Here is a 21,801-nt window from a genome sequence, read left to right on the forward strand (position 1 = left end):
TACCGTGGCAGGCATGCAGGCGCTGCGAGCGGACATGTTCGAGGAGATCTGCCCGTCGTCGGTGCTGCCGTTCCGGATCGGGGCGGACAAGTGGGCGGGGATGGTGCTGCGCTGCCTGGAGGACGGCCCGCGGAGGTACTCCGAGCTCCGGGTCCCGCTCGCGCGGATCAGCCCGAAGATGCTCACTCAGTCGCTGCGCGCGCTCGAGCGGGACGGGTTCGTCGCCAGGACGGCGTACGAACGACGCGTCAGCTACGAGCTGACCGCCCTCGGCAGGAGTCTGCTGGAGCCGATCCGAGGCCTGTGCGAGTGGGCCGAGGAGCACTGGGACGAGCTCCTCGACGCGCGCGAATCGTAGGTATGGCCAATAGATCGCCGATCGCGAACCGTTGACGACCTAGACTGCGCGGGTGGATGAGCAGACGCCGAGCGCCCTGACCCAATTGCCGAGCTGGTTGCTGACGCAGAGTGCGGCCCAGGCACACCGGATCGTCACCGAGTCGTTCGCCGCCGGAGGTGCGCGGGCGTACCACTTCCGCCTGCTCGCGACGCTGGTGGAGTTCGGTCCCGCCAGTCAGGCGGAGCTCGGGCGACGCAGTTCGATCGACCGCAGCGATGTGGTTGCCGCGCTCAACGAGCTGGAGGCCGAGGGGTACGTCGAGCGCAGCCCGGACCCGGCCGACGGCCGCCGGAACATCATCACGATCACCACCGCCGGCAAGCGGCACCAGCGCCGGCTGACGAACCTGGTCGGCAAGGCGCAGGAGGAGATCTTCGCCCCGCTCTCGGCCACCGACCGGAACCGGCTGAGCACGATCCTCGGCAAGCTGCTCGCCTACCACCAGGAGTAATCCTCAGGTACGGCCGGAAGTAAGGGGAAGGTACCGCCAGGAGTGATCCTCAGGTACCGCCGCCAGGAGTGATCCTCAGGTACCGCCAGGGGTCAGGGTCAGGCTGCCGGCAGCTGGGCCCGGAGGGCTGCCTGGGTCCGGCGAACGCGCAGCTCACGGGCGTGCACCCGGCGCCGGGCCGCGCGGGAGATCTTCCGGCGTTCCTCGGTGGCGGCCATCGGCGCGCCCGGCTGCATCGGCTTCACACCAACTCCGATGCACGACCCGCCCGTTTGGTTCCGCCGTACGCCGAAATCCGCCGAGTCGTGGCCGCGAGGCTGCCTGTTCGGCGCAGATTTGGGGCGGCTGGGCGAGACCGCGGTTCCTTGCAAGGGGTTGCATTGGTAGAAAGGAGGCGGGCGCGCCGGGCGCGCCGAAGCCAGCGAGGAGGAGTCGTCGACGTGACGAATGCAGAATCAGCTCAGTCCGGAGCCCCGTCTGAGGCGCTGTCGAACCTGATGCACGAGGAACGCCGGTTCGAGCCGCCCGCCGATCTGGCTGCGAACGCGAACCTGAAGGCCGACGCGTACGAGCAGGCGGCAGCGGACTTCGAGGGGTTCTGGGCGGAGCAGGCCAAGCGGTTGACCTGGGCCACCGAGCCGACCGAGGTGCTGGACTGGAGCAACCCGCCGTTCGCCAAGTGGTACGCCGACGGCAAGCTGAACGCGGCGTACAACTGTGTCGACCGGCACGTCGAGAACGGTCTCGGCGACAAGATCGCGTACTACTTCGAGGGTGAGCCCGGTGACACCCGCGAGATCACCTACGCGCAGCTCAAGGACGAGGTCTGCAAGGCCGCGAACGCGCTGCTCGAGCTGGACGTGAAGGCCGGCGACGTGGTCGCCATCTACATGCCGATGATCCTCGAGACCGTGGTGGCGATGCTCGCCTGTGCCCGGATCGGCGCCCCGCACACGGTCGTCTTCGGCGGCTTCTCGTCCGACGCCTTGAAGGGCCGGATCGAGGACTGCGACGCGCGTGTGGTGATCACCTCGGACGGTGGGTACCGGCGGGGTGCCGCGGCGGCGTTGAAGCCCGCGGTGGACGCCGCGCTGGTGGACTACCCCAAGGTGCGCAACGTGCTCGTCGTGAAGCGCACCGGCCAGGAGACCGCCATGGTCGAGGGGCGCGACCTGTGGTGGGACGACTTCGTCGGCAAGCAGTCGACCGAGCACACGCCGGAGGCGTTCGACGCCGAGCACCCGCTGTACGTCATGTACACGTCCGGCAGCACGGGCAAGCCGAAGGGCATCCTGCACACCACGGGCGGCTACCTGGTCGGTACGGCGTACACGCAGTGGGGTGTGTTCGACCTGAAGCCGGACACCGACGTCTACTGGACCGCGGCCGACATCGGCTGGGTCACCGGGCACAGCTACATCGTGTACGGCGCGCTCGCGAACGCGACGACGTCGGTGATGTACGAAGGTACGCCGGACACCCCGCACCAGGGCCGCTGGTGGGAGATCGTCCAGAAGTACAAGGTGTCGATCCTGTACTGCGCTCCGACGGCGATCCGGACCTTCATGAAGTGGGGCGCCGATATCCCGGCGAAGTTCGACCTGTCCTCGCTGCGGGTGATCGGGTCGGTCGGCGAGCCGATCAACCCGGAGGCGTACGTCTGGTACCGCGAGCACATCGGCGGGGACAAGGCTCCGGTCGTCGACACCTGGTGGCAGACGGAGACCGGGATGCACATGATCTCGCCGCTGCCGGGCGTGACCGCGGGTAAGCCGGGCGCCGCGATGAAGGCGATCCCAGGTGTGTCGGTCGACGTCGTGGACGACGCGGGCACCTCGGTGCCTGACGGGTCCGGCGGGTACCTCGTGATCACGAAGCCTTGGCCGGCGATGCTGCGGACGCTGTGGGGCGACGACCAGCGGTTCGTCGAGACGTACTGGTCGCGCTGGCCGGGCGTGTACTTCGCGGGCGACGGCGCGAAGAAGGACGAAGACGGCGACCTGTGGCTGCTCGGCCGGGTCGACGACGTGATGAACGTCTCGGGTCACCGGCTCTCGACGACCGAGATCGAGTCCGCGCTGGTCTCGCACCCGAAGGTCGCCGAGGCGGCGGTCGTCGGCGCGTCCGACCCGACCACCGGTCAGGCGATCGCGGCGTTCGTGATCCTCCGCTCGGAGGCCGGCGACGGCGGTCCGGACGTGGTGCAGGAGCTGCGCAACCACGTCGCGAAGGAGATCGGCCCGATCGCGAAGCCGCGGCAGATCATGGTCGTCTCGGAGCTGCCGAAGACCCGCTCCGGCAAGATCATGCGCCGGCTGCTGCGCGACGTCGCCGAGAACCGCGAGGTCGGTGACGTCACCACCCTCGCCGACTCCACGGTGATGGACCTGATCAAGACCAACCTCGAGTCCGGCAAGTCCGACGAGGACTGACAGTCTCCACGGCACCAGGCCCCCGGGGTACGTCCCCGGGAGCCTGCTGCTTTCAGAGAAACGAAGGTTCGGTGCGCGCGGATCCGGCCGTTCACGCAGGAGTCGTCGTACAGCATCCGGTTCGGGTCGGCGCAGAAGTTGCACGGGGACAACGACCACACATCGGTCACGGACGCCTCGCACGGGCGCGACCTGATCGACGGCAGGCGGCAACGTGGACCTGCACGCATACACAACTGCCGTTTGAGGCCCTGAACAGGGCGAAAAGCGTGGTTGTGCATGCGCCCAGGTACGGATCACGCGCCTTTGGTCCGACGGGGCCGCCGGCCGGATCCTCGCCAACACGCCCGTCGACGGCCTCGCGGCTCAGGTCGGCGTGACCGCGTGCCGCCCGTACTCCCCGATCAGGACGCAGACCAGAAGAACGAAGGTTGTTGCTCCAGAGCGCCAACCTCAGCCGGCGGAAAATCGGCGGCCGGCCCGTTCGGTCCTTCCTCGGCGCCCCGCAGGTACCGGTGCACGAACCGCTGGGTCGCGGTGAGCGTCTCGGCGCACTGAGCAGCCGTGATTGCACCGGCGGTGAGGGCGTCGGCGAGCTCCTCCAGATCCAGGATCTGGTACCGGTTCGCCGCAGGCGGAAACAGCAGATCGACGTACATGTCGTGTACGACCAGCCCGTCGTCCGAGCGCTCGATCTCCACCAGGTCGACGTACCACCAACCCTCGACCGGACCCTCGAACACAGCCGGCTTCGTCAGCTGCACCCCTTCGTCGAGCAGCAGATAACTCCGATCCACAGTCGGCCGACCGGCCACCTGATACTCAGGCAGGATCCGCACGTCGTACGCGACAACGTCACCCAGGCGCCTCGCCGGGCACCATTGGCCGCTTCGGTGGAGAACTCTCACGCGGGCCTCGCCCGGAAGATGATGATGCCGACGTACTGGGAGAGCCACGCCTGCTTGTGCGGATTCCACCGCGACGGATACGAGTAGGGGCCGACCGCGTGATACGCGTCACCGATCCCGGTCCCGTCGCGTTCGGACCGCTCCACGGCGTACCGGATCGGATGCGCCATCGAGACTACGAGTACGCCGCCATCCGTCATCAACGACCGCACGGCGCGGAGAGTGCGCACGCGATCGCGTGCGTAGGCGAGGGACTGCAGGAACAGGACCACGTCGAACCGGCGGCCCTGCAGCGTGTGGAGTTCGTCCAGCGCCGACAGGTCCGCAGAGTGGAACGCAACGTCCACTCCGGCGGGCGGTGTAAGGAACTGGGCGCCGATGTCGACGCCGACCACCGACGCTGCCCCGTGGTCCTGAACGAGTTCGATGGCCTTTCCGCCATTGCCGCAGCCGACGTCCAGGATGGTCCTGCCCTCCACGGGCCCGATCAGCGAGCGCTGGGCGTCCCACTCCATCAACTGGTCGAGGGAGTCTTCCCGGGCCCGGCGCTGCTCGTAATCGGTGGTCAACGTCTGCCACGGGTCCATGCCGCGAGGCTACAAGAGCCCCCGGGGTTACCGGGGGCTGTCCGGGCGCGGGGGTCAGACCTGGTCGGCCTTCTCCAGTGCGGCACAGCAGGTGTTCACCAGCAGGCGCGTCACGTCGTACGGGTCGATGTTGGCGTTCGGGCGGCGGTCCTCGATGTACCCCAACTTGTCGACCTCGACCTGCCACGGGATCCGGACCGAGGCGCGCGGTCGGACACGCCGTAGCTGTAGACGTCGTGCGGCGCAGTCTCGTGCGCGCCGGTCAGACGCTCCTCGATGCCGTGTCCGTACCCCGCGATGTGCTCGTCGACCTTTGCCCGGAGCACCGAGCGACTCGCAGGCGGTGATGATCGCGTCGTACCCCTCACGCATCGCCTTGGTCGAGAAGTTCGTGTGTGCGCCTGCGCCGTTCCAGTCGCCCTTGGCTGGCTTGGCGTCCAGCGTCGCGGCCACGTCGTACTCCTCGGCGATGCGGTACAGCAGCCAGCGGGCCATCCACAGGTGGTCGGCCACCTCGACCGGACCTGCCGGGCCGATCTGGAACTCCCACTGGCCGGGCATGGCCTCGGCGTTGATGCCGGAGATCGCCAGGCCGGCCTCGATACACGCGTCCAGGTGTTTCTCGACGATCTCGCGGCCGAAGACCTCGTCGGGGTGCCGTCCACGAGGTAGACCTCGCACAACACGAGCTTGTGGTCTCCGCCGCGGATCGGGTCCGGGCAGCTGAAGACCGGCTTGAGCACGCAGTCGGAGTTGTCACCCGGTGCCTGGTTGGTGCTCGAGCCGTCGAATCCCCAGTCCGGCAGCGCGGCGCCGTCAGCGAGGACCCTCGTCTTCGAACGCAGCCGTGCGCTGGGCTCGGTCCCGTCGATCCAGATGTACTCGGCCTTGTAGCTCACGTCGGTCCTTTCGTCACAGCCGACGTGCTGGGCGATCCGGCCGGCCTGAGGCGACAGTGCCAGCCAGCATTTTCGGTCCTGTCGCTTCGGTGTGAAGGGCGTGTTAGCCGGAAGGTGCCGCAGACAACCCCGATGGCTCTAGTGTCGAGGGATGACTGTGCTTCTGGCGATGATTCATGCCGGCCTTGCCGCGGCCTGGGTGGGCGGGATGGCCTACTCGTTGTTCGTGGTGCAGCCGAAGCTGAAGAAGTACTTCGCGGCGGATCCGGAAAGCCGTGAGGCGCTGACGACGGTGATTGCCGCGGGCAACCGTTGGAAGGTGCTCGGACTGATCGCGGCGATCGCCGTCACCGGGCTGGGGATGCTGGCGATCGGTCACGGGCACTGGTGGATCCACGCGATCAAGGGCGTCCTGCTGCTGATCGCGACCGGCATCTTCTGGTACGTCTCCTGGCGTCACTGGCCGCAGCGCGTGTTCGCGACCGCGGCCGAGCTCCCGGTCCTGCAGCGCCGGCTCGTCCTGCTGGCGACCACGATGCTCGGCCTGGCCGGCGCCGCCTTCGCGCTCGGCGTACTCGCCGTACATCTCTGAGATCTTGCTCACGGAAACGAACGGTTGTGTTACTCACCGCGAGAAATACATTGGAGTGGAATGTATTTCTCGCAGAGGGGAGCGACCGGATGTGTGGCATCACCGGATGGGTTGCGTACCGGCAGGACCTCGAGGCGGAGCGGGCGGTCGTCGAAGCGATGACCGAGACGATGTCGTGCCGCGGACCGGACGCGCGCGGCACCTGGTACGCCAGACATGTCGCGCTCGGCCACCGCAGGCTCGCGGTCATCGACCTGCCGGGTGGCGAGCAGCCGATGACGACGGAGGTCGCGGGCGTCACGCTCGGGATGGTCTACAGCGGTGAGGTCTACAACTACACCGAGCTCCGCGACGAGCTCCGCCGCCGCGGTCACCCGTTCACGACCGACTCGGACACCGAGGTGGTACTGCGCGCGTACGCCGAATGGGGCACCGCGTTCGCGGAACGGCTGAACGGCATGTACGCGCTGGCGATCTGGGACCCGCGGAACGAGACCCTGGTGATGGTCCGCGACCGGATGGGCATCAAGCCGTTCTTCTACTACCCGACCGCGGACGGCATGCTGTTCGGCTCCGAACCGAAGGCGATCCTCGCGAACCCAGCCGTACCGGCCGTGGTCGAGGTCGACGGACTGCGCGAGCTGCTCACCGTGTCGAAGACGCCCGGTGCCTCGCTGTGGGCCGGAATGCACGAGGTCGAGCCCGGGACCGTGGTGACGGTCGACCGGAACGGCATCCACGCATCCGTCTACTGGCGGCTCGAGACCAGGCCGCACCTCGACGACCAGGAGACGTCGGTCGCTCAGGTCCGCGAGCTGCTCGACGACATCACCCGCCGCCAGCTCGTGGCCGACGTACCGAAGTGTGTGCTGCTGTCCGGCGGCCTCGACTCCAGTGCGATCACCGCGCTCGCGGCCGGCCAGCTGGCCGAGGAGGGGCGGAAGGTCCGCAGTTTCGCGGTCGACTTCGTCGGGCAGGAGGAGAACTTCCAGCCGGACGAGCTCCGCGGTACGCCGGACACGCCGTACGTGCACGACGTCGCGGACCTGGTGCACTCGCAGCACTCGGACATCGTGCTGGACAACACCGCGCTGACCGATCCGGAGATCCGGCGGAAGGTGGTCCGCGCCAACGACGCTCCGCTCGGCGGTGACATCTTCGGATCGCTGTACCTGCTGTTCTCCGCGATCCGTGAGCAGTCGACGGTCGCGTTGTCGGGCGAGTCGGCCGACGAGGTGTTCGGCGGGTACCTGTGGTTCCACGACCCCGAGGTCCGGAACAAGCCGGTCTTCCCGTGGATCGCGTACCTGGCGTCGCGACGCCGCGGGAACCAGCCGCAGGTGCTGCGGAAGGACGTGCTGAAGCAGCTCGACCTGGGCGGGCACCTGCGCGACCGGTACGCCGAAGCGGTCCGTGAGGTCGACCGGCTGGACGGCGAGTCCGACGACGAGTGGGCGATGCGCAAGGTCTGCTACCTGCATCTGACCCGGATGGTGCGGATCCTGCTGGACCGCAAGGACCGGATGAGCATGGCGGTCGGGCTGGAGGTCCGGGTCCCGTTCTGCGACCACCGGCTCGTTGAATACGTATACAACACGCCGTGGTCGCTGAAGACGTTCGACGGCCACGAGAAGAGCCTGCTGCGGGCGGCCACCCAGGACGTGTTGCCGCAGTCGGTGGTGGACCGGCGCAAGTCGCCGTACCCGCAGACGCAGGATCCGGCGTACGTCGAGACGCTGGCCGGCCAGGTCCGCGAACTCGTGGCCGAACGGCATCCGGTGTTCGAGCTGGTGGACCGGGACAGCGCGCAGCAGCTGGCCACGGCGGCCGGCGGCTCGGCGCGCCGGCAGCTGGAACAGACGCTGTCGCTGGCGACCTGGATGGATCTCTACCGCCCGGACATCAAGCTGCTGCGATAGGAGAAGTTTGGATGACTGTGCCAGGATGGCGCTTCCCGACGGAGGTGATCGCGATGGCGCAGGAAGCATTGCAGCTGCTGGTCAGCATGCACCGGATCGTCCGGCATCTGCGCCGGAGCCGGACCACCGCCTTGATGCATCCGACGCAGTTCCTGGCCCTGATGCTGATCGCGGACGAGCAGCCGATCCGGATCGGTGAGATCGCCGCCCGGGTGCCGTGTTCGCAGCCGACCGCGACCACGACGGTCGCGGGCCTGGAGGAGGCCGGCCTGGTCCGGCGTGAAGCGGACCCGGTCGACGGCCGCGCGACCGCGGTCGTGCTCACCGACGCAGGCGCCGAAACGGTGGAGGCGTCCGGACGCCAGGCGGCCGACGAGCTCGCCAAGGTCCTCAGCCGCCTCGACGAGGCCGACCGGACGCTGGTTCTACAGGCCGGCGCCGTGCTGGCCCGAGTGACCGACGACCTCTAACGCAGCCCCGGTACGCCGCTCACGGTGTAGGACGGCGCACCGGGTGCGACGTCGATCTGGCTGTTCACCCACAGCAGGCGGCCGCGGCCGCGGTCGCGGGCGATCGTGGTCGGGGTGGCACCGGCCGCGCCCGGGCTCGAGTCCGCGATCTGCGTCGCAGTCGTGAGGTCGTGGTTCAGCAGCGCGAACCTGGTCACGTACTTCCCGCCGCCCGCGTTGTAGACGGCGTACAGGCAGTGTCGTTCGAGCAGGTACCCGTCGCCGGAGAGGATGCCGCTCGGGACGATGCCGTTCAGGAAGTACGGCGTCGGCTGGATCTTGTCGCGGGTGATCCACGGTTCGAGTTCGCCGAGACCGCTGCGGGTGAGCGGCGCGCGCCAGATCTGGTTGTGCGCGGAGTCGGTCACGTACACGGCATCGCCCGCGATCGTGAAGTCGTTGAGGAACGAGGCGTCCGCCGCCTGTCGTACGTCGAGCAGCGCCAGACGTTTCATCCGGCCAGCGTCGGAGGGTACGACGCGGCTTCGCGACCGGATTCGGTCTGAGCCGAAGAGGTTTGTCGCGCGCACGGTCGCGGCGTTCACAATCGGGGGATGATCAGGGTCCACTTCACCGCGGCGGACCTCGGCCGGATCACGTTCCCGGTCGAGCCGCACCCCCTGTGGGAGGCCGCGCTCGCGGCGCGGGCTCTGGGAGACCGGTCGATCACCCCGGCGGTACGGCGCTGGCGGCGGTCGGCGGCGCCGCGGGCGCGGGGTCGATGCGTCCGCTGTTCAAGGTGATCTCGCCCGGCGGGCCGCTCCCGGACTTCCTGACGCCGGAGGTGCCCGGGCTGGAGTCTTCCGTCGAGGTATTGATGGACACGCCGGCGGACGTCATCCGGGACGAATTGGGGCCGTACCCGCCGCCGGAGCTCGACTGCTATCTGCGCGGGTTGCTGGAGGGACGGGCCGGATCGCGGCGGGCACTGGGATCGCAGTCCGGGAGTTCCACCAGCAGGTACTCGCGCCGACATCTGGGGAGTTGCAGCGACGGTACGGCGCCGACCTGACCGAAGCCGACGAGGACCCCAGCACCACCGACGCCCTCGCTGATCTCCTGGGCCGAACGCGAGCCGCCGTACTCCGCTCCCTGACCCACTCCGCCACCACAACCCAACTGGCACGGCGAGTAGGCATCTCCCTCGCCTCCACCTCCGACCACACCCGAATCCTCCGAGCAGCCGGCCTCATCACCACCCGCTGAACCCGAGGCGCCGCCTTACACGCACTAACCCCGACAGCCCACCCGCTGCTCACCGGGAAGTCCCGCGACAGTCTCAACAAACTCAGCTGACTACTCCGATTGGTTGCCTGAGGCAATATCCACAGGGTCGTCGCGGTCATGCGAATCTGTGGATAACATTTTCCCTTGTTTTCAAGGGGATCCGGCTTTGAAAACTGTCGGAGGCCGTGTCTAGAGTTTGGGCATGGAAGACTTCGGCGAGCGGCCACCCGAGCTGATGAGCGAGCACGAACTCGTCCGCGCCCTCGACGACGCCGACGCCGACCTCGCCCGCCGGCAGACCCGCCGCCTGCGCATCATCGCCGCCCTCGACAACACCGGCCACGCCGAAAAGACCGGCGCCCGCAACACCACCCAATACATCCAGTACCGCTACCGCCTCGACCACTACCGCGCCCACCGCGACGTCCACCTCGCCCGCGCCCTACCCAAATACCCCGCCGTCACCGCCGCACTCCCCGCAGACCTCCCTGGGGACCTCACCGCCGACGTCGTACTACGCCCCGCCCAAGCCGAAGCCATCATCCTCGAACTCGAAAAAACCCCCAACACCGTCCCGGCCCCCGACCTGGAATGCGCCGAACGCGAACTCGCCGCCCTCACCCACCTCCCACCCGCCGAACTCCGCAAAGCCACCGTCGCAGCCCGCAACATCCTCGACACCGACGGCCCCGAACCCGAAGAACACAAAGCCGCCGCCCGCGAAACCCTCACCCTCGCCTCCATCGACCGCGGCGTGAAGTTCAAGGGCTACCTCGCCAACGAAAACGCCGAACTCCTCCGCACCCTCATCACCACCGGAGCACGCCCCCACAAAACCCTCGACGGCACCCCCGACCCCCGCTCCCGCGAAAAACGCCAAGCCGACGCCCTCACCACCACCCTGACCCTCGCCGCCACCGCCCTCGACGCAGGCACCCCATCCCCTACCATCCCCCGCCCCACCCCAAACACCCCCAGGAACACCTCCGCAACAACAGCGCCCACCACCACACCAACCACTACGAACAACAGGCCCTCAACCGCCCCAGCCCACGGCGCGGCCCTCGATGCGGCTCATGGCGTGCCAGCCGACTCGGACCATGAGGCGCCAACCCTCCCGGACCAGGGCGCGGCGTCCTGCCCCGACCGCGAACCACCGTCCCGCCCGCGCCACGAAGCGGCAACTGACCCGGACCGCGAAGCACCAGCCCGCCCCGCTCGTGAAGCGACAGCCAACCCGGACCACGGTGCAACTGCCGCGACCCACCGCGCAACCGCCGGCGCGGACCATGCCGTGGGTGCCCGCAAGCACGGCATCGGTGCCACAGCGACGACTCCTGTAGGCGCCGCCGCGGCAACCCGTTCGGGTGGTGAGGTGGTGCCCGGGTTCGGGGCGAAGGCGAACATCACCGTGACGATCGACCTGGAAGACCTGAAAGCGGCCACCGCGAACGCGATCGGTCAGACCGTCTACAGCAACGGCCTGTCCGCAGCCACCATCCGCCGCCTGGCCTGCGACGCGAACGTCATCCCCATCGTGCTCGGCTCACAGTCCGAACCCCTCGACGTCGGCCGCCGCGAACGCCTCGTCACCAAAGCCATCCGCCGCGCCCTGAACACCCGCGACCGCGGCTGCGTCGTCTGCGCAGCCCCACCCGTAATGTGCGACGCACACCACCTCATCTCCTGGATAGACGGCGGCCCGACAGCCCTGACAAACCTCGTCCTGCTCTGCCGCCGGCACCACACCGACCTCCACGCCGGCCACTGGAACATCACCATCACCAGTGACGTCGTCCACGTCGCCCGCCCTGCCTGGGCGGATCCTCCTTCACCATCGTCCGTCCGGCCACCAGCCGAGGACGTGCGCGAGGACCAGAGATTCGGGTTCTCGAAGTCGGGCGACGACCCGGCGTATGCCTCCGAAGTACCCGAACCGGCCGGGGATCCTGCGCGTCCCGATCCACCGTCTGTTTCCCGCCACGAACAGTCAGCCCGAGTCGAACTGTCAGGCGCCGGATCCGCACGACGTGATCATCCAGGCGACAGACGCACAGGCGCCGACGGCCCCGGACCCCGTACTGCGAGCCGCGCCGAACCGTGGGGCAAGACAATCCTGCCCGCAGGTTCCAGGGCAGGTGTACGGTCCAGCCGCTGGAGGTCCGACGACGCCAAGCTCGCGGAGGCCGCCCGGTTCGCGGTATGGGGCGCCGACACCACAACCGAGACCGACGCCGGACCCCCACCCTTCGCAATGATCTGACCCCCAACCGCCGTACTTCGTGCCGTACCCCGTGCTGCGCTTCGTGCCGTGCCCCGTGCTGCGCTTCGTGCCGTACCCCGTGCTGTACTTCCTCCCCTGCTCTGTGCCGTGCTCTGGTGCCGTGCTCCGTGCCGTCGTCCGTGCTGTACGCCGCGCCGTAATCCGTGCTTCGACCTTGTATGCCTGGCGGTCCGGTCGTTCGTGGGGTGCGCGATGTACCGGCGACGGCGCGGGTGAGCGCGATGTCCGGTCGACGATCGTGGTGGCGCACATGATCGCGGCCGACTTCGCGAGCGGCTCCAGGACCGGCGGCCCGGTCGGCGGATAGCTCGTTCATCCTCGCGCGAGCGCCAGGGCAGGGCGCTGGTCCGGGAAGCGCGGGTCGACGTTGGGTCGTTTGTGCGCTGCTGCGGGTGCGGCCGGGATCGGTCGGCTTCGCGCGTGGTGCCCAGGTGATCGGGGACCGAGAGCACGGGGGAGGACACGCGGCGAGGACGAAGGAGCGGGGGAGCGCGGGTGAAGGAGCGGCGGTGCGGGACGGGGCGAGGACGAGGGAGCGGGGGAGCGCGGGTGAAGGAGCGGGGGTGCGGGACGAGGGAGCGGGGGAGCGCGGGTGAAGGAGCGGGGGTGCGGGACGGGACGAGGACGAGGGAGCGGGGGAGCACGGGTGAAGCGGGGGACGGGGCGAGGACGAGGGAGCGGGGGAGCACGGGTGAAGCGGGGGACGGGAGAGGGCGCGGGCCGAGGGACCGGGAGGAGGGCGCGGGAATGGGAGAGGGCGCGGGCAAGGGAGGGGCGAGGGGCCAAGGGAACGGGCCGGGCCGAGGGGACGGAGAGAGGGCGGGGGCAGGGTGAGGGAGTGGGCCCAAGGGAATGGGCTGGGCCGGGAGACGGAGAGGGGGCGGGGGTGAGGGAGTGGGGCGGCAAGGGTGGAGAGCGCGGGCGAGGAGTGCAGGGAACGCGCGAGGGCGGAGGGAACGCGCGAGGGCGGAGGGAACGCGCGAGGGCAGAGGGAACGCGCGAGGGCAGAGGGAATGAGAGAGGGGGAACGCGGGGTGAGGGAGTGGGGCGACGGGGCGCGGGAGAGGGGTGTGCGACGAGGTACTGCGACGGGTACTGCGACGAGGTACTGCGACGAGGTACTGCGACGGGTACTGCGTCAGTGCTTGGCGGGGCCCTCCGCGCCCGCGCCGGTGAACGCCCGGACGGTGAGCTCGGCGTACCGCTTCTCGCTGGACCTGTCCTTGCCCAGGTACGTCCCGAGGACGCCGAACAGGAAGCCCAGCGGAATCGACACGATGCCCGGGTTGGACAGCGGGAACCAGTGGAAGTCCGTGCCGGTGATCATCGACTTCTCACCGTTGCCCGACACCACCGGCGAGAAGATCACCAGGACCACGGCCGAGACCAGACCGCCGTAGATGCTCCACACAGCGCCCGAGGTGTTGAACCGCTTCCAGAACAGGTTGAACAGGAGCGCCGGCAGGTTCGCCGAGGCCGCGACCGCGAACGCCAGCGCGACCAGGAACGCGATGTTCAGCTTCTGCGCCGGGATCGCCAGCGCGATCGCCACCGCACCGATCCCGACCGCCGCGAACCGCGCCACCCGCAGCTCCTGCTTCTCGGTCGGCTTCTCCTTGGAGATGACGTTCGCGTACAGGTCGTGGGCGAACGACGACGCCGACGTCAGCGTGAGCCCGGCGACCACCGCGAGGATCGTCGCGAACGCGACCGCCGCGATCAGCGCCAGCAGGATCGCCCCGCCGAGCGATCCGGCACCACCGCCGACCGACTCGGCCAGCAGCGGCGACGCCACGTTGCCCTTCGAGTCCGCCACCGCCGAACCCTTGCCGGTGTTCAGCAGCGCCGCGGCGCCGAACCCGAGGGCCAGCGTCATCAGGTAGAACACACCGATCAGGCCGATCGCCCACTGCACCGAGCGCCGCGCGGAGCGGGAGTCCGGCACCGTGTAGAAGCGGATCAGGATGTGCGGGAGTCCCGCCGTACCGAGGACCAGCGCGAGGCCGAGCGACAGGAAGTCGATCTGGCCGGTGAAGTCCTTGCCGTACAGCAGGCCAGGCTGCAGGAACGACTCGCCGTGGCCGGACTTGGTCGCCGCCGCGCCGAGCAGGTCGGAGATGTTGAAGTGGAACTTCAGCAGCACCAGGAACGTGATCACGACGGTGCCGGCCATCAGCAGCACGGCCTTCACGATCTGCACCCAGGTGGTGCCCCTCATGCCGCCGATCGTCACGTAGATGATCATCAGCGCGCCGACCAGGATGATGACGGCGGCCTTGATGCCCTCGCTCTTCACGCCGAGCAGCAGCCCGACGAGGGAACCCGCGCCGACCATCTGGGCCAGCAGGTAGAAGATCGACACCACGATCGTCGACGTCGCGGCCGCGGTCCGGACCGGCTTCTGCTTCATCCGGAACGCGAGCTGGTCGGCCATCGTGAAGCGGCCCGAGTTCCGCAGCAGCTCGGCGACCAGGAGCAGCGCGACCAGCCAGGCCACGAGGAAGCCGATCGAGTACAGGAAGCCGTCGTACCCGTAGAGGGCGATCTGGCCGGAGATACCGAGGAACGACGCCGCGGACATGTAGTCGCCCGCGACCGCGAGACCGTTCTGCGCGCCGCTGAACGAGCGGCCGCCGGCGTAGTAGTCGGCGGCGGTCTTGTTCTGCCGGGACGCCCACGAGGTGATGTACAGCGTCACGGCAACGACAGCAGTGAACAGCGAGATGGTCAGCGCCCGGTTGCCCGGCTCGGCTGCCAGCGGGACGAGCAGCGGATTCACCGGCGGCGCTCCCTCTTGTACTTGGCGTTCAGGCCGTGGGCCAGCGGGTCGAGCTTGCGGTTCGCGAACCGGCCGTACAGCGCGGCGATCACGAACGTCGACACGAACTGCAACAGGCCGAAGATCAGCGCGACGTTCACATGGCCGACCACTTTGTGGCTCATGAAGCCACGCGCCCAGTTGTTGCAGGCGACGTACGCCAGGTACCACGCCATGAAGGCGATCGTCCACGGTACGACGAAGTTCTTGTAGCGCCGTTTCAGCTCGGTGAAGTCGGCCGCGTCGTGCACCGCTTCGTACGCGCGGGCGTCCCGCTCGCGCACCATCTCTTCGTCCACGAGTTCCCCTTCACTGGACCGAACAGGTGCACGCTAGCCGCAAGTTGCCCGTTTGTGACCTACCGCAACCAAAACGTTCTAAAGGTTCTACAGATGTGGCGCCACCGGGCTGTCGAGGGTACGGCGGTAGTTGGCGAACTCGCTCGGGTGGGCGCGGAAGCAGTCGGTGAGGTACGGCATCCGCAGCGGCTCCGGGGGACGGGCGGTGTGCTCGTAGATCTGGTCGATCTGCTCCAGCACCTGCTCGCGCCGGGTCTCCTTGAGGATCGCGACCGCGGAGTGCGACAACGCCAGCTGCCGCAGGCCCTTGCGGTCCAGGTCCTGCCAGTGCCGGAACCGGGCCTGCTCGATCATCCAGAACAGGTTCGACCCCTCGAGGATCGGCATCGGCTCGAACCGGTCGCCGCCGCCGCTGTGTGTGACGGTCTGGCAGTCCCCCTGCATCACCTGCGAGATCCGGCGTACCCACGGCACCACCGTGTCGGCGTCGTTCCAGAGCAGGCCGAGGACGCCGTTCGGCCGCAGTACCCGGGCGATCTCCGGCAGCGCGCGGGCGTGGTCGAACCAGTGGAACGCCTGCCCGACGATCACCGCGTCCACCGACCCGTGCGCGAGCGGGATCGACTCGGCCGCGCCGACCATGGTGTCGATCCCCTGCCGCCGGCGGCAGACCTCGAGCATCTCCGGCGACGGGTCGACCGCGATCACGTGGTGCCCGAGCTCGGCGGCGACCGCGGCCAGTTTGCCGGTGCCGGCGCCCAGGTCGAGCACCTGCAGCCCGCGGCCGGGGCCGAGGATCCAGGTCAGCGCCTCGGACGGGAACGTCGGCCGGCCCGCGTCGTACGCGGCCGCGACGGCGCCGAAGGACCTGGCGCGCGCGGCGTTCCCGCGGGCCGCGGCAGGGTCCCCGGCCGGATCGTTGGTGGTCATCACGGCAATTCTGCCGTAGCCGAGGGCATGAAACCTGCTACTCGCCGAGTTTCTTCTGTTCGATGTGCGCGTTCAGCGTGGCCAGCTCCGGGTGCTCGTCCAGGATCTTGACCAGATCGGCGCAGCCGAGACGGGACGCGCCGAAGTCCTCGATGAGAGCGTCGAGCAACTTCCAGTCGTCCGCGGTGTCCAATGTCAGGCGGTACTGCGACCCGCCGCCCGACCACGGGAGGTTCAGCAGCCGCATCTCGCCGGAGCGGTTCTGGTGCAGGTACGACGTGACGTGCTCGCGATCGGCCGTGAGCGTGGCCTTCTGCTCCGCGTCGTACAGCCGGGCGGCGGAGAAGATCTCGAAGTCCATGCCGCGCGGGTAGGTCCGCTCCAGGCAGTTCGAGAGGTACAGGTCGAGGTCGTTCTCGGCGCGCCAGCGATCGACGCCCGCGGCAACGATCTCGGGGTCGATCAGCGGGCAGTCCGAGGTGACCCGGACGATGCCGTCCAGGTCGTGTTCGCGGGCGGCCCCCGCGAACCGGCTGAGGACGTCGTCCTCGCTGCCGCGGAACACCGGGAAGCCGTCCTCGTTGCACAGCTGTACGACGAGGTTGTCGTTGAAGTTCGTGGTGGTCGCGACGATCACCGGGAGGCCGGTGCGACTCAGCCGGTCCAGGTGGTGTTCGAGGTACGAACGGCCGCCGACGGTCAGCAGGACCTTGGCAGGCAGTCGCGTGCTGGTCACCCGGACCTGCGTGATGATGCCGATCTTCAGCTGTTCCATCGGAACATCTCCCGGATTTCTGCGGGTCCGGCGACGTGGTCGACGCCCAGTTCGGTGTCGGTGAACTCACGGGCGACCTGCGCCGGGACGTACGGCTGGTCCATCTCCGGCCACAGCCGCTTGATCCGCGCCTGACCGCCGAACGACGGGTGCTCGTCCTCCAGCACCATGGGATCACCGTAGACCCCCGCCCGCAGGCCGAGCGAACCGCCGTACAGAACGGCCGAGCTGAGCCGGTTCGAGGCGACCCGCTCGTGCTTGCGGAGCTCGCGGAGCTGGTTGAGCAGGAACTTCGCGTTCGTCCGCCGCCAGTGCAGGCCGCGGTAGCCGTGCGTGATGACCCGGAATCCGGCGTCCTTGTAGACGTCGCGGATCGCCGGCTTGTCGTACTCGTTCCAGTACAGGCAGACGGTCACCGGGCCGGTCTCGTGCTCGTTGATCGAGGCAACGATCCGGCCGTGGTCGCCGAGCACGTGCTGGCCCTCCCAGCCGTGGAACGGGTAGAAGATGGTGCCCTTGGCCCGTTTGTCCTGGGTGGCCAGCTCCGGATGGGTCTTCAGCAGGTACAGCCAGACGGAGCCGATCACCGAGTAGTTGCGCAGCCCGAGCGCGTGGCCTCGGCGCCGGACGCTGTCCGACCAGACGAACTTCGGCATCCCCGGCGCGAAGTTCGTGCCGTACGCGAACCCGTCGAGGATGTTCCAGCCGTGCTGCAGGTAGCCCCAGATCCGCGGCGGCTTGGAGAAGCCGGCGTACGTCGCCATGATGTTGGCGTGCCCGTAGAAGTGGTTGGCGTGGTGCATCAGCGCCGTACCTTCTTCAGCACGCGCTTGATCCGGCGTCGGACAACCCGCGCCGGATTCAGCACCGCGTGACCGACGCGATAGGGCCGGGACCGGCGGATGCCGCTGACGGTCCCCTCGAAAAGGATCGCCCGGGCGCTCGCATCCGCCAGCTCGTCCGCCAGCCGGGCGACGGTCTGCAACTGCTCTGCACTACCCCGCGGCCGAACCACCTCGTCCGGCGTGAACTCCGGCTCCGGCACGGTAATCCCCGCCATCGCCGCCAACCGCCCCGTCAACTGATGCGCATCCGCGGCAGCCGGCCATGGCACCCGCCCGCCACCCGCCAACACCCGGCCCGCGAACCGACGGAGATGCCCGACAACATCCAGGTCCTGCCGCTCCCCGAACAGCCGGTAGGAGCCCCCGTCCAGGATCACGTTGTCCGGCGAACCCGCCCCGCCTGCGCCCAACCAAGCCACGTACTGCGGAATCACCCGCCTGAGCTCCGCCTGGTCGTCACATCGGAGAGCCGTCAGCAGGTGCTCTTCCAGCAGTACGCCGTCGCCCTCGGGAACGACGCCTTCCGGCAGCACCGTCGGCGGCTCCGCCCCGATCACGTAGTACCAAGCCGGCGCCAACTCCAACGCGATCCCCGCCTCGGCGGCATCCAGCACGACCCGGTACGGATCCATAAGCACCGGGCCGTCGTTGCGCGCGGCAACAGCCTGCGCCGCCACCACACCCGCGAACCCGTCCACAGACGTGAACGCCACCTCAGCCTGCACCAGAGACGGAAACACGCCGTACACCCGCACCCCACCACCCCGGGTGGCCTCACCCGCGCCGGCCCCACCCAGGTCGGGAACATCCGCGCTGGTCTCACATGTGCCGGCCGCAGGTCTGCTGACGCCGGCTGTGCCGAGGGCGGCTTGGAGGACGGTGGTGAGGGGTTTGAGGCCTGCGGGTGGGCGGTCGGCGGCGTTCCGGCCCCAGTCCTCGTCGCGGGGGATCGCCGCGGTGATGTCCGGCTGGATCAGCCGCTCGAAACCGAAGGAGTTCGTCGCGCCGAGCAGCAGTCGCCCCCCAGGCCGGAGCAGACCGACGAGCCGCTCAAGCCCCTCCGCCCAGCTGAACCCTGCGGTGTCCGGCCCGACCAGCCGCTCGAGCCCGTCCAACGCCACAACCACGTCGTACCCGGAGCCCGCCGCACCCGCGCCGCTCACACCCTTCGCCGCACCCGCGCCGCGTGCAGCGTCCGCCTCGCCGAGGGGGAAGCGGTCCAGGGAGCCGCAGAAGACTTGGGCTTTTGTGGTGGTAAGTAGGTCGGCGAGTTCTTCGGCGTCCGGTGCGGAGCGGACCAGGAGGTCGACCGAGGCGACCTGTGACGCGACAGCTTCGACCAGCTCGGCGGCGTGGGGACCGGCGAGGAGTACGGCGTCCTCGGGGGTGAGGGCGGCGGCCAGGAGTGCCGTGGCTGCGGGTCCCGCGGCCGCGGGGCGGGCATCGCCCGGGTGCAGGTCCGACCAGTTGAGCATCTCTCCGCCGATCAAGTTCGACCGGGTCACATCCGTCACCTTCATGGTCCGCGCTGTCAGTTCTTCAGGGGTCGTCAACACCTCACCCCGCCCCGGCAGCCCCGGCCGCACCGGCGCTTGGGGCGGGGAAATAAATCGTCGCCCAGTAGCGAATAGTTTCCCAGCCTCGCCGCCGATCAAGGCGACCGCCCCGCGCGAGAGGTGGCTTCGGGAGTCCAACCCACCTCAAACGACCAGCAGAACTCCCCACACGACCCAGAGCAGGACCGCCTAGGCATCGGGGAGTCACCGGGCTACCAGCTTCAGGAGAGTGTCGATCACCCGGTCGACGTCGCCGTCGGTGAGGGCCGGGTAGAGGGGGAGGGACAGTTCCTCGGCGTAGAACCGTTCGGCGTTCGGGCAGAGGCCGCGTCGGTAGCCCTGGTGGGCGAAGACCGGGTGCCAGTAGACCGGGATGTAGTTGACCTGTACGCCGATCCCGGCCGCGCGCATCCGCTCGAAGGTCTCGCGCCGCCGGCCGTCGAGGACGCGCAGCGGGTAGAGGTGCCACATCGGGTCGACCCCGGCGCGCTGCACCGGTGTACGTACCCCGTCGACCCCGGCGAAGGCCGCGTTGTAGCGCGCGGTGATTTCCGCCCGGCGGCGCTTGAACTCCGCGAGCCGCCGGAGCTGGGAGAGGCCGAGCGCGGCGCCGAGGTCGGTGAGGCGGTAGTTCACGCCGTACTCGTGGACCTCCTGGTGCCACGGGCCTTCGTCGGTGAGCTCGAAGCGGGACGGGTCGCGGACGAGGCCGATGAAGTGGAACTCGTGGGCGCGCCGGGCGACTCCGTCATCCCTGCAGACGACCGCGCCGCCCTCGCCGGTGGTGAGGTTCTTCGTGGGGAAGAAGGACATGGTGGTGACGTCGGCCAGGTCGCCGACAGGTCGGCCGTACGCCGATCCTCCGACCGAATGCGCGGCGTCCGCCAACGTCGTCGCGCCTGCCCGGTCAGCCAGAGACTGCAGAGCCGGGTAGTCGGCGGACTGGCCCGCATAGTCGACTGCGGCAATGACCCTGGACCGAGGAGTAAGCGCGGCTTCCACGGCGGACGGGTCCAGGAGGCCGGTCTCGTAGTCGACGTCGGCGAAGATCACGCGGGCGCCGAGCATCGCGGCGCAGGAGGCGGTGGCCACGAAGGTCATCGGGGTGGTGATGACCTCGTCGCCGGGGCCGACGCCGAGGGCGGCGTACGCGATGTGCAGTGCTGCAGTCCCCGACGTACAGCTCACAGCGCGATGACCGCCGGACAGTTCCGAGATCGCGTTCTCGAAGGCCGTGACCGCCGGCCCGGTGGTCAGCCAGTCGCCCCGCAGTACGGCGGTGACCGCCTCGATGTCTTCCTCGGAGATCGACTGGCGCCCATAAGGCAGCACGGTCACGCGTCGCTTTCGAGGATCTTGCGGATCTCCTCGATCGAGTACCACTGGTCGTTGGTGTCGGAGGCGTAGTGGAAGCCGCCCGGGACCGGGTTGCCGTCGGCGGGTGGCCGGTAGCCCCAGGTGGCGAGGTCCGGCTGCAGGACGAAGCGGTTGCCGAGGGACAGCGCGCGGCGACCTTCCTCGGGGCTGATCATCTCCTCGTGCAGCTTCTCGCCGGGCCGCAGGCCGACGTCGTGCATCGCCGCGCCCGGCGCGATCGCCGCGGCCAGGTCGGTGACCTTCATCGACGGGATCCGCGGCACGTACAGCTCGCCGCCGGTCATCAGGTCGAACGTGTCGACCACGAACTCGACCGCCTGCGGCAGCGTGATCAGGAACCGGGTGCAGCGCAGGTCGGTGATCGGCAGCGACTGGCCGGCCGCGTGCAGCGCCCGGAACTTCGGGATGATCGAGCCTCGGCTGCCCATCACGTTGCCGTACCGCACGACGCTGAAGCGGGTGTCGTACGCCGCCGCGTAGTGGTTGCCGTTGATGAACAGCTTGTCGGCGGTCAGCTTGGTCGCGCCGTACAGGTTGATCGGGCTGGACGCCTTGTCGGTGGACAGTGCCACGACCCGCTTCACGCCGCTGTCGATGGCCGCCTCGATGACGTTCTGCGACCCGATCACGTTGGTCTGCACGAACTCCCACGGGTTGTACTCGCCGCTGTCGACCTGCTTCAGCGCGGCCGCGTGGACGACGTAGTCGACCCGGTGCATCGCCCGCACCAGCCGGGACCGGTCGCGGACGTCGCCGAGGAAGAACCGCAGCCGCGGGTCGTCGCCGAACGACTGCCGGACCTCCCACTGCTTCAGCTCGTCGCGGCTGAAGACGATGATCCGCCGCGGGTCCAGCTGCTCGAGTGCATGCCGTACGAACGTCCGGCCGAACGACCCGGTACCACCGGTGACCAGGATGTCGGAGCCGGTAAGGATTGACACGCGAGCGGGACCCCTTCTGACGGACAGTTCCGAACTGCGCACACGCGGTGCG

Annotated in this window: 23 protein-coding genes and 1 pseudogene; 10 read left to right on the top strand and 14 right to left on the bottom strand. The window is 68.9% G+C overall.

The window, feature by feature from the left end; genetic code table 11:
• The first annotated feature begins 13 nt into the window (after positions 1-13).
• Complete coding sequence (locus tag JOF29_RS26565; protein ID WP_209697163.1) at positions 14-358, top strand: winged helix-turn-helix transcriptional regulator; 345 nt, start codon at positions 14-16, stop codon at positions 356-358.
• A 52-nt stretch (positions 359-410) separates the two neighbouring features.
• Positions 411-851, top strand: a complete 441-nt coding sequence (locus JOF29_RS26570; RefSeq protein ID WP_209697164.1) for a MarR family winged helix-turn-helix transcriptional regulator — start codon at positions 411-413, stop codon at positions 849-851.
• A gap of 98 nt (positions 852-949) precedes the next feature.
• On the opposite strand, the gene JOF29_RS26575 is transcribed toward JOF29_RS26570, so the two are convergent.
• A complete protein-coding gene (locus tag JOF29_RS26575) occupies positions 950-1,096 on the bottom strand; it encodes a hypothetical protein (RefSeq protein WP_209697165.1) in 147 nt (48 codons plus the stop codon).
• 252 nt (positions 1,097-1,348) lie between these two features.
• Between JOF29_RS26575 and acs the strand changes: the two genes are divergently transcribed.
• Positions 1,349-3,283, top strand: a complete 1,935-nt coding sequence (gene acs / locus JOF29_RS26580; protein WP_209700011.1) for an acetate--CoA ligase — start codon at positions 1,349-1,351, stop codon at positions 3,281-3,283.
• Positions 3,284-3,687: 404 nt separating this feature from the next.
• Here the strand turns inward: acs and JOF29_RS26585 are convergent, their stop codons facing one another.
• The 4 genes and pseudogenes from JOF29_RS26585 to JOF29_RS43595 form a co-directional block, all read right to left on the bottom strand.
• On the bottom strand, positions 3,688-4,080 hold the full coding sequence (locus tag JOF29_RS26585; RefSeq protein ID WP_209697166.1) for a DUF402 domain-containing protein: 393 nt from the start codon (positions 4,078-4,080) through the stop codon (positions 3,688-3,690).
• A gap of 107 nt (positions 4,081-4,187) precedes the next feature.
• The gene (locus tag JOF29_RS26590) at positions 4,188-4,778 is read right to left on the bottom strand and encodes a class I SAM-dependent methyltransferase (RefSeq protein ID WP_209697167.1); all 591 of its coding nucleotides are present in this window, start codon (positions 4,776-4,778) and stop codon (positions 4,188-4,190) included.
• A gap of 54 nt (positions 4,779-4,832) precedes the next feature.
• Complete coding sequence (locus JOF29_RS43590) at positions 4,833-5,459, bottom strand: hypothetical protein (protein ID WP_307863701.1); 627 nt, start codon at positions 5,457-5,459, stop codon at positions 4,833-4,835.
• Positions 5,460-5,506: 47 nt separating this feature from the next.
• Positions 5,507-5,677, bottom strand: a pseudogene (locus JOF29_RS43595) (glutamine synthetase beta-grasp domain-containing protein); the annotation flags it as partial.
• A gap of 151 nt (positions 5,678-5,828) precedes the next feature.
• On the opposite strand from JOF29_RS43595, the gene JOF29_RS26600 reads away from it, so the two are divergent.
• The 3 genes from JOF29_RS26600 (at position 5,829) to JOF29_RS26610 (ending at position 8,658) form a co-directional block, all read left to right on the top strand.
• A complete protein-coding gene (locus tag JOF29_RS26600) occupies positions 5,829-6,269 on the top strand; it encodes a hypothetical protein (RefSeq protein WP_209697168.1) in 441 nt (146 codons plus the stop codon).
• A gap of 89 nt (positions 6,270-6,358) precedes the next feature.
• Positions 6,359-8,188: an asparagine synthase (glutamine-hydrolyzing) gene (asnB, locus tag JOF29_RS26605; RefSeq protein ID WP_209697169.1), complete on the top strand. Its 1,830-nt coding sequence runs from the start codon at positions 6,359-6,361 to the stop codon at positions 8,186-8,188.
• Positions 8,189-8,199: 11 nt separating this feature from the next.
• A complete protein-coding gene (locus JOF29_RS26610) occupies positions 8,200-8,658 on the top strand; it encodes a MarR family winged helix-turn-helix transcriptional regulator (protein WP_245359476.1) in 459 nt (152 codons plus the stop codon).
• On the opposite strand, the gene JOF29_RS26615 is transcribed toward JOF29_RS26610, so the two are convergent.
• Positions 8,655-9,152, bottom strand: a complete 498-nt coding sequence (locus JOF29_RS26615; protein ID WP_245359478.1) for a hypothetical protein — start codon at positions 9,150-9,152, stop codon at positions 8,655-8,657. The genes JOF29_RS26610 and JOF29_RS26615 overlap by 4 nt on opposite strands.
• A 99-nt stretch (positions 9,153-9,251) precedes the next feature.
• Here JOF29_RS26615 and JOF29_RS43600 point away from each other — a divergent pair, with 99 nt between their 5' ends.
• The 4 genes from JOF29_RS43600 to JOF29_RS26630 all read left to right on the top strand — a co-directional run bounded on the left by JOF29_RS43600 (position 9,252) and on the right by JOF29_RS26630 (position 12,515).
• Positions 9,252-9,440: a hypothetical protein gene (locus tag JOF29_RS43600; protein WP_245359480.1), complete on the top strand. Its 189-nt coding sequence runs from the start codon at positions 9,252-9,254 to the stop codon at positions 9,438-9,440.
• The gene (locus JOF29_RS43605; protein WP_245359482.1) at positions 9,419-9,709 is read left to right on the top strand and encodes a hypothetical protein; all 291 of its coding nucleotides are present in this window, start codon (positions 9,419-9,421) and stop codon (positions 9,707-9,709) included. Before JOF29_RS43600 ends, JOF29_RS43605 begins: the two co-directional genes overlap by 22 nt.
• A gap of 417 nt (positions 9,710-10,126) precedes the next feature.
• The gene (locus JOF29_RS44740; RefSeq protein ID WP_209697170.1) at positions 10,127-12,187 is read left to right on the top strand and encodes an HNH endonuclease signature motif containing protein; all 2,061 of its coding nucleotides are present in this window, start codon (positions 10,127-10,129) and stop codon (positions 12,185-12,187) included.
• 19 nt (positions 12,188-12,206) lie between these two features.
• Positions 12,207-12,515, top strand: coding sequence for a hypothetical protein (locus tag JOF29_RS26630; RefSeq protein ID WP_209697171.1), 309 nt, complete (start codon positions 12,207-12,209; stop codon positions 12,513-12,515).
• An 831-nt stretch (positions 12,516-13,346) separates the two neighbouring features.
• On the opposite strand, the gene JOF29_RS26635 is transcribed toward JOF29_RS26630, so the two are convergent.
• The 8 genes from JOF29_RS26635 to pseB form a co-directional block, all read right to left on the bottom strand.
• Positions 13,347-14,987 (bottom strand): monocarboxylic acid transporter, encoded by a 1,641-nt coding sequence (locus JOF29_RS26635; protein WP_209697172.1) that lies wholly within the window; start codon positions 14,985-14,987, stop codon positions 13,347-13,349.
• The gene (locus JOF29_RS26640; protein ID WP_307863702.1) at positions 14,984-15,325 is read right to left on the bottom strand and encodes a DUF485 domain-containing protein; all 342 of its coding nucleotides are present in this window, start codon (positions 15,323-15,325) and stop codon (positions 14,984-14,986) included. The genes JOF29_RS26635 and JOF29_RS26640 overlap by 4 nt, the downstream gene beginning before the upstream one ends.
• Positions 15,326-15,412: 87 nt before the next feature.
• Positions 15,413-16,255, bottom strand: a complete 843-nt coding sequence (locus tag JOF29_RS26645) for a class I SAM-dependent methyltransferase (protein ID WP_209697173.1) — start codon at positions 16,253-16,255, stop codon at positions 15,413-15,415.
• A gap of 37 nt (positions 16,256-16,292) precedes the next feature.
• The gene (locus JOF29_RS26650; protein ID WP_245359486.1) at positions 16,293-17,030 is read right to left on the bottom strand and encodes a cytidylyltransferase domain-containing protein; all 738 of its coding nucleotides are present in this window, start codon (positions 17,028-17,030) and stop codon (positions 16,293-16,295) included.
• On the bottom strand, positions 17,018-17,833 hold the full coding sequence (locus JOF29_RS26655) for a hypothetical protein (RefSeq protein ID WP_209697174.1): 816 nt from the start codon (positions 17,831-17,833) through the stop codon (positions 17,018-17,020). Before JOF29_RS26655 ends, JOF29_RS26650 begins: the two co-directional genes overlap by 13 nt.
• Positions 17,833-19,380 (bottom strand): hypothetical protein, encoded by a 1,548-nt coding sequence (locus JOF29_RS26660; protein ID WP_307863703.1) that lies wholly within the window; start codon positions 19,378-19,380, stop codon positions 17,833-17,835. Before JOF29_RS26660 ends, JOF29_RS26655 begins: the two co-directional genes overlap by 1 nt.
• Before the next feature lie 255 nt (positions 19,381-19,635).
• Positions 19,636-20,769, bottom strand: a complete 1,134-nt coding sequence (locus JOF29_RS26665) for a DegT/DnrJ/EryC1/StrS family aminotransferase (RefSeq protein WP_307863704.1) — start codon at positions 20,767-20,769, stop codon at positions 19,636-19,638.
• Positions 20,766-21,749: a UDP-N-acetylglucosamine 4,6-dehydratase (inverting) gene (gene pseB, locus JOF29_RS26670; protein ID WP_209697175.1), complete on the bottom strand. Its 984-nt coding sequence runs from the start codon at positions 21,747-21,749 to the stop codon at positions 20,766-20,768. Before pseB ends, JOF29_RS26665 begins: the two co-directional genes overlap by 4 nt.
• Positions 21,750-21,801 lie beyond the last annotated feature (52 nt).

This window comes from Kribbella aluminosa, from assembly GCF_017876295.1.
GTDB lineage: Bacteria > Actinomycetota > Actinomycetes > Propionibacteriales > Kribbellaceae > Kribbella > Kribbella aluminosa.

What these genes read in the sequence shown, in the direction of transcription:
- JOF29_RS26565 (WP_209697163.1), top strand. Translation starts at nt 14, where the DNA reads ATGCAGGCGCTGCGAGCGGACATGTTCGAGGAGATCTGCCCGTCGTCG.
- acs (WP_209700011.1), top strand. Translation starts at nt 1,349, where the DNA reads ATGCACGAGGAACGCCGGTTCGAGCCGCCCGCCGATCTGGCTGCGAAC.
- JOF29_RS26590 (WP_209697167.1), bottom strand. Translation starts at nt 4,778, where the DNA reads ATGGACCCGTGGCAGACGTTGACCACCGATTACGAGCAGCGCCGGGCC.
- JOF29_RS26600 (WP_209697168.1), top strand. Translation starts at nt 5,829, where the DNA reads ATGACTGTGCTTCTGGCGATGATTCATGCCGGCCTTGCCGCGGCCTGG.
- asnB (WP_209697169.1), top strand. Translation starts at nt 6,359, where the DNA reads ATGTGTGGCATCACCGGATGGGTTGCGTACCGGCAGGACCTCGAGGCG.
- JOF29_RS26610 (WP_245359476.1), top strand. Translation starts at nt 8,200, where the DNA reads ATGACTGTGCCAGGATGGCGCTTCCCGACGGAGGTGATCGCGATGGCG.
- JOF29_RS26615 (WP_245359478.1), bottom strand. Translation starts at nt 9,152, where the DNA reads ATGAAACGTCTGGCGCTGCTCGACGTACGACAGGCGGCGGACGCCTCG.
- JOF29_RS43600 (WP_245359480.1), top strand. Translation starts at nt 9,252, where the DNA reads ATGATCAGGGTCCACTTCACCGCGGCGGACCTCGGCCGGATCACGTTC.
- JOF29_RS43605 (WP_245359482.1), top strand. Translation starts at nt 9,419, where the DNA reads ATGCGTCCGCTGTTCAAGGTGATCTCGCCCGGCGGGCCGCTCCCGGAC.
- JOF29_RS44740 (WP_209697170.1), top strand. Translation starts at nt 10,127, where the DNA reads ATGGAAGACTTCGGCGAGCGGCCACCCGAGCTGATGAGCGAGCACGAA.
- JOF29_RS26645 (WP_209697173.1), bottom strand. Translation starts at nt 16,255, where the DNA reads ATGACCACCAACGATCCGGCCGGGGACCCTGCCGCGGCCCGCGGGAAC.
- JOF29_RS26650 (WP_245359486.1), bottom strand. Translation starts at nt 17,030, where the DNA reads ATGGAACAGCTGAAGATCGGCATCATCACGCAGGTCCGGGTGACCAGC.
- JOF29_RS26655 (WP_209697174.1), bottom strand. Translation starts at nt 17,833, where the DNA reads ATGCACCACGCCAACCACTTCTACGGGCACGCCAACATCATGGCGACG.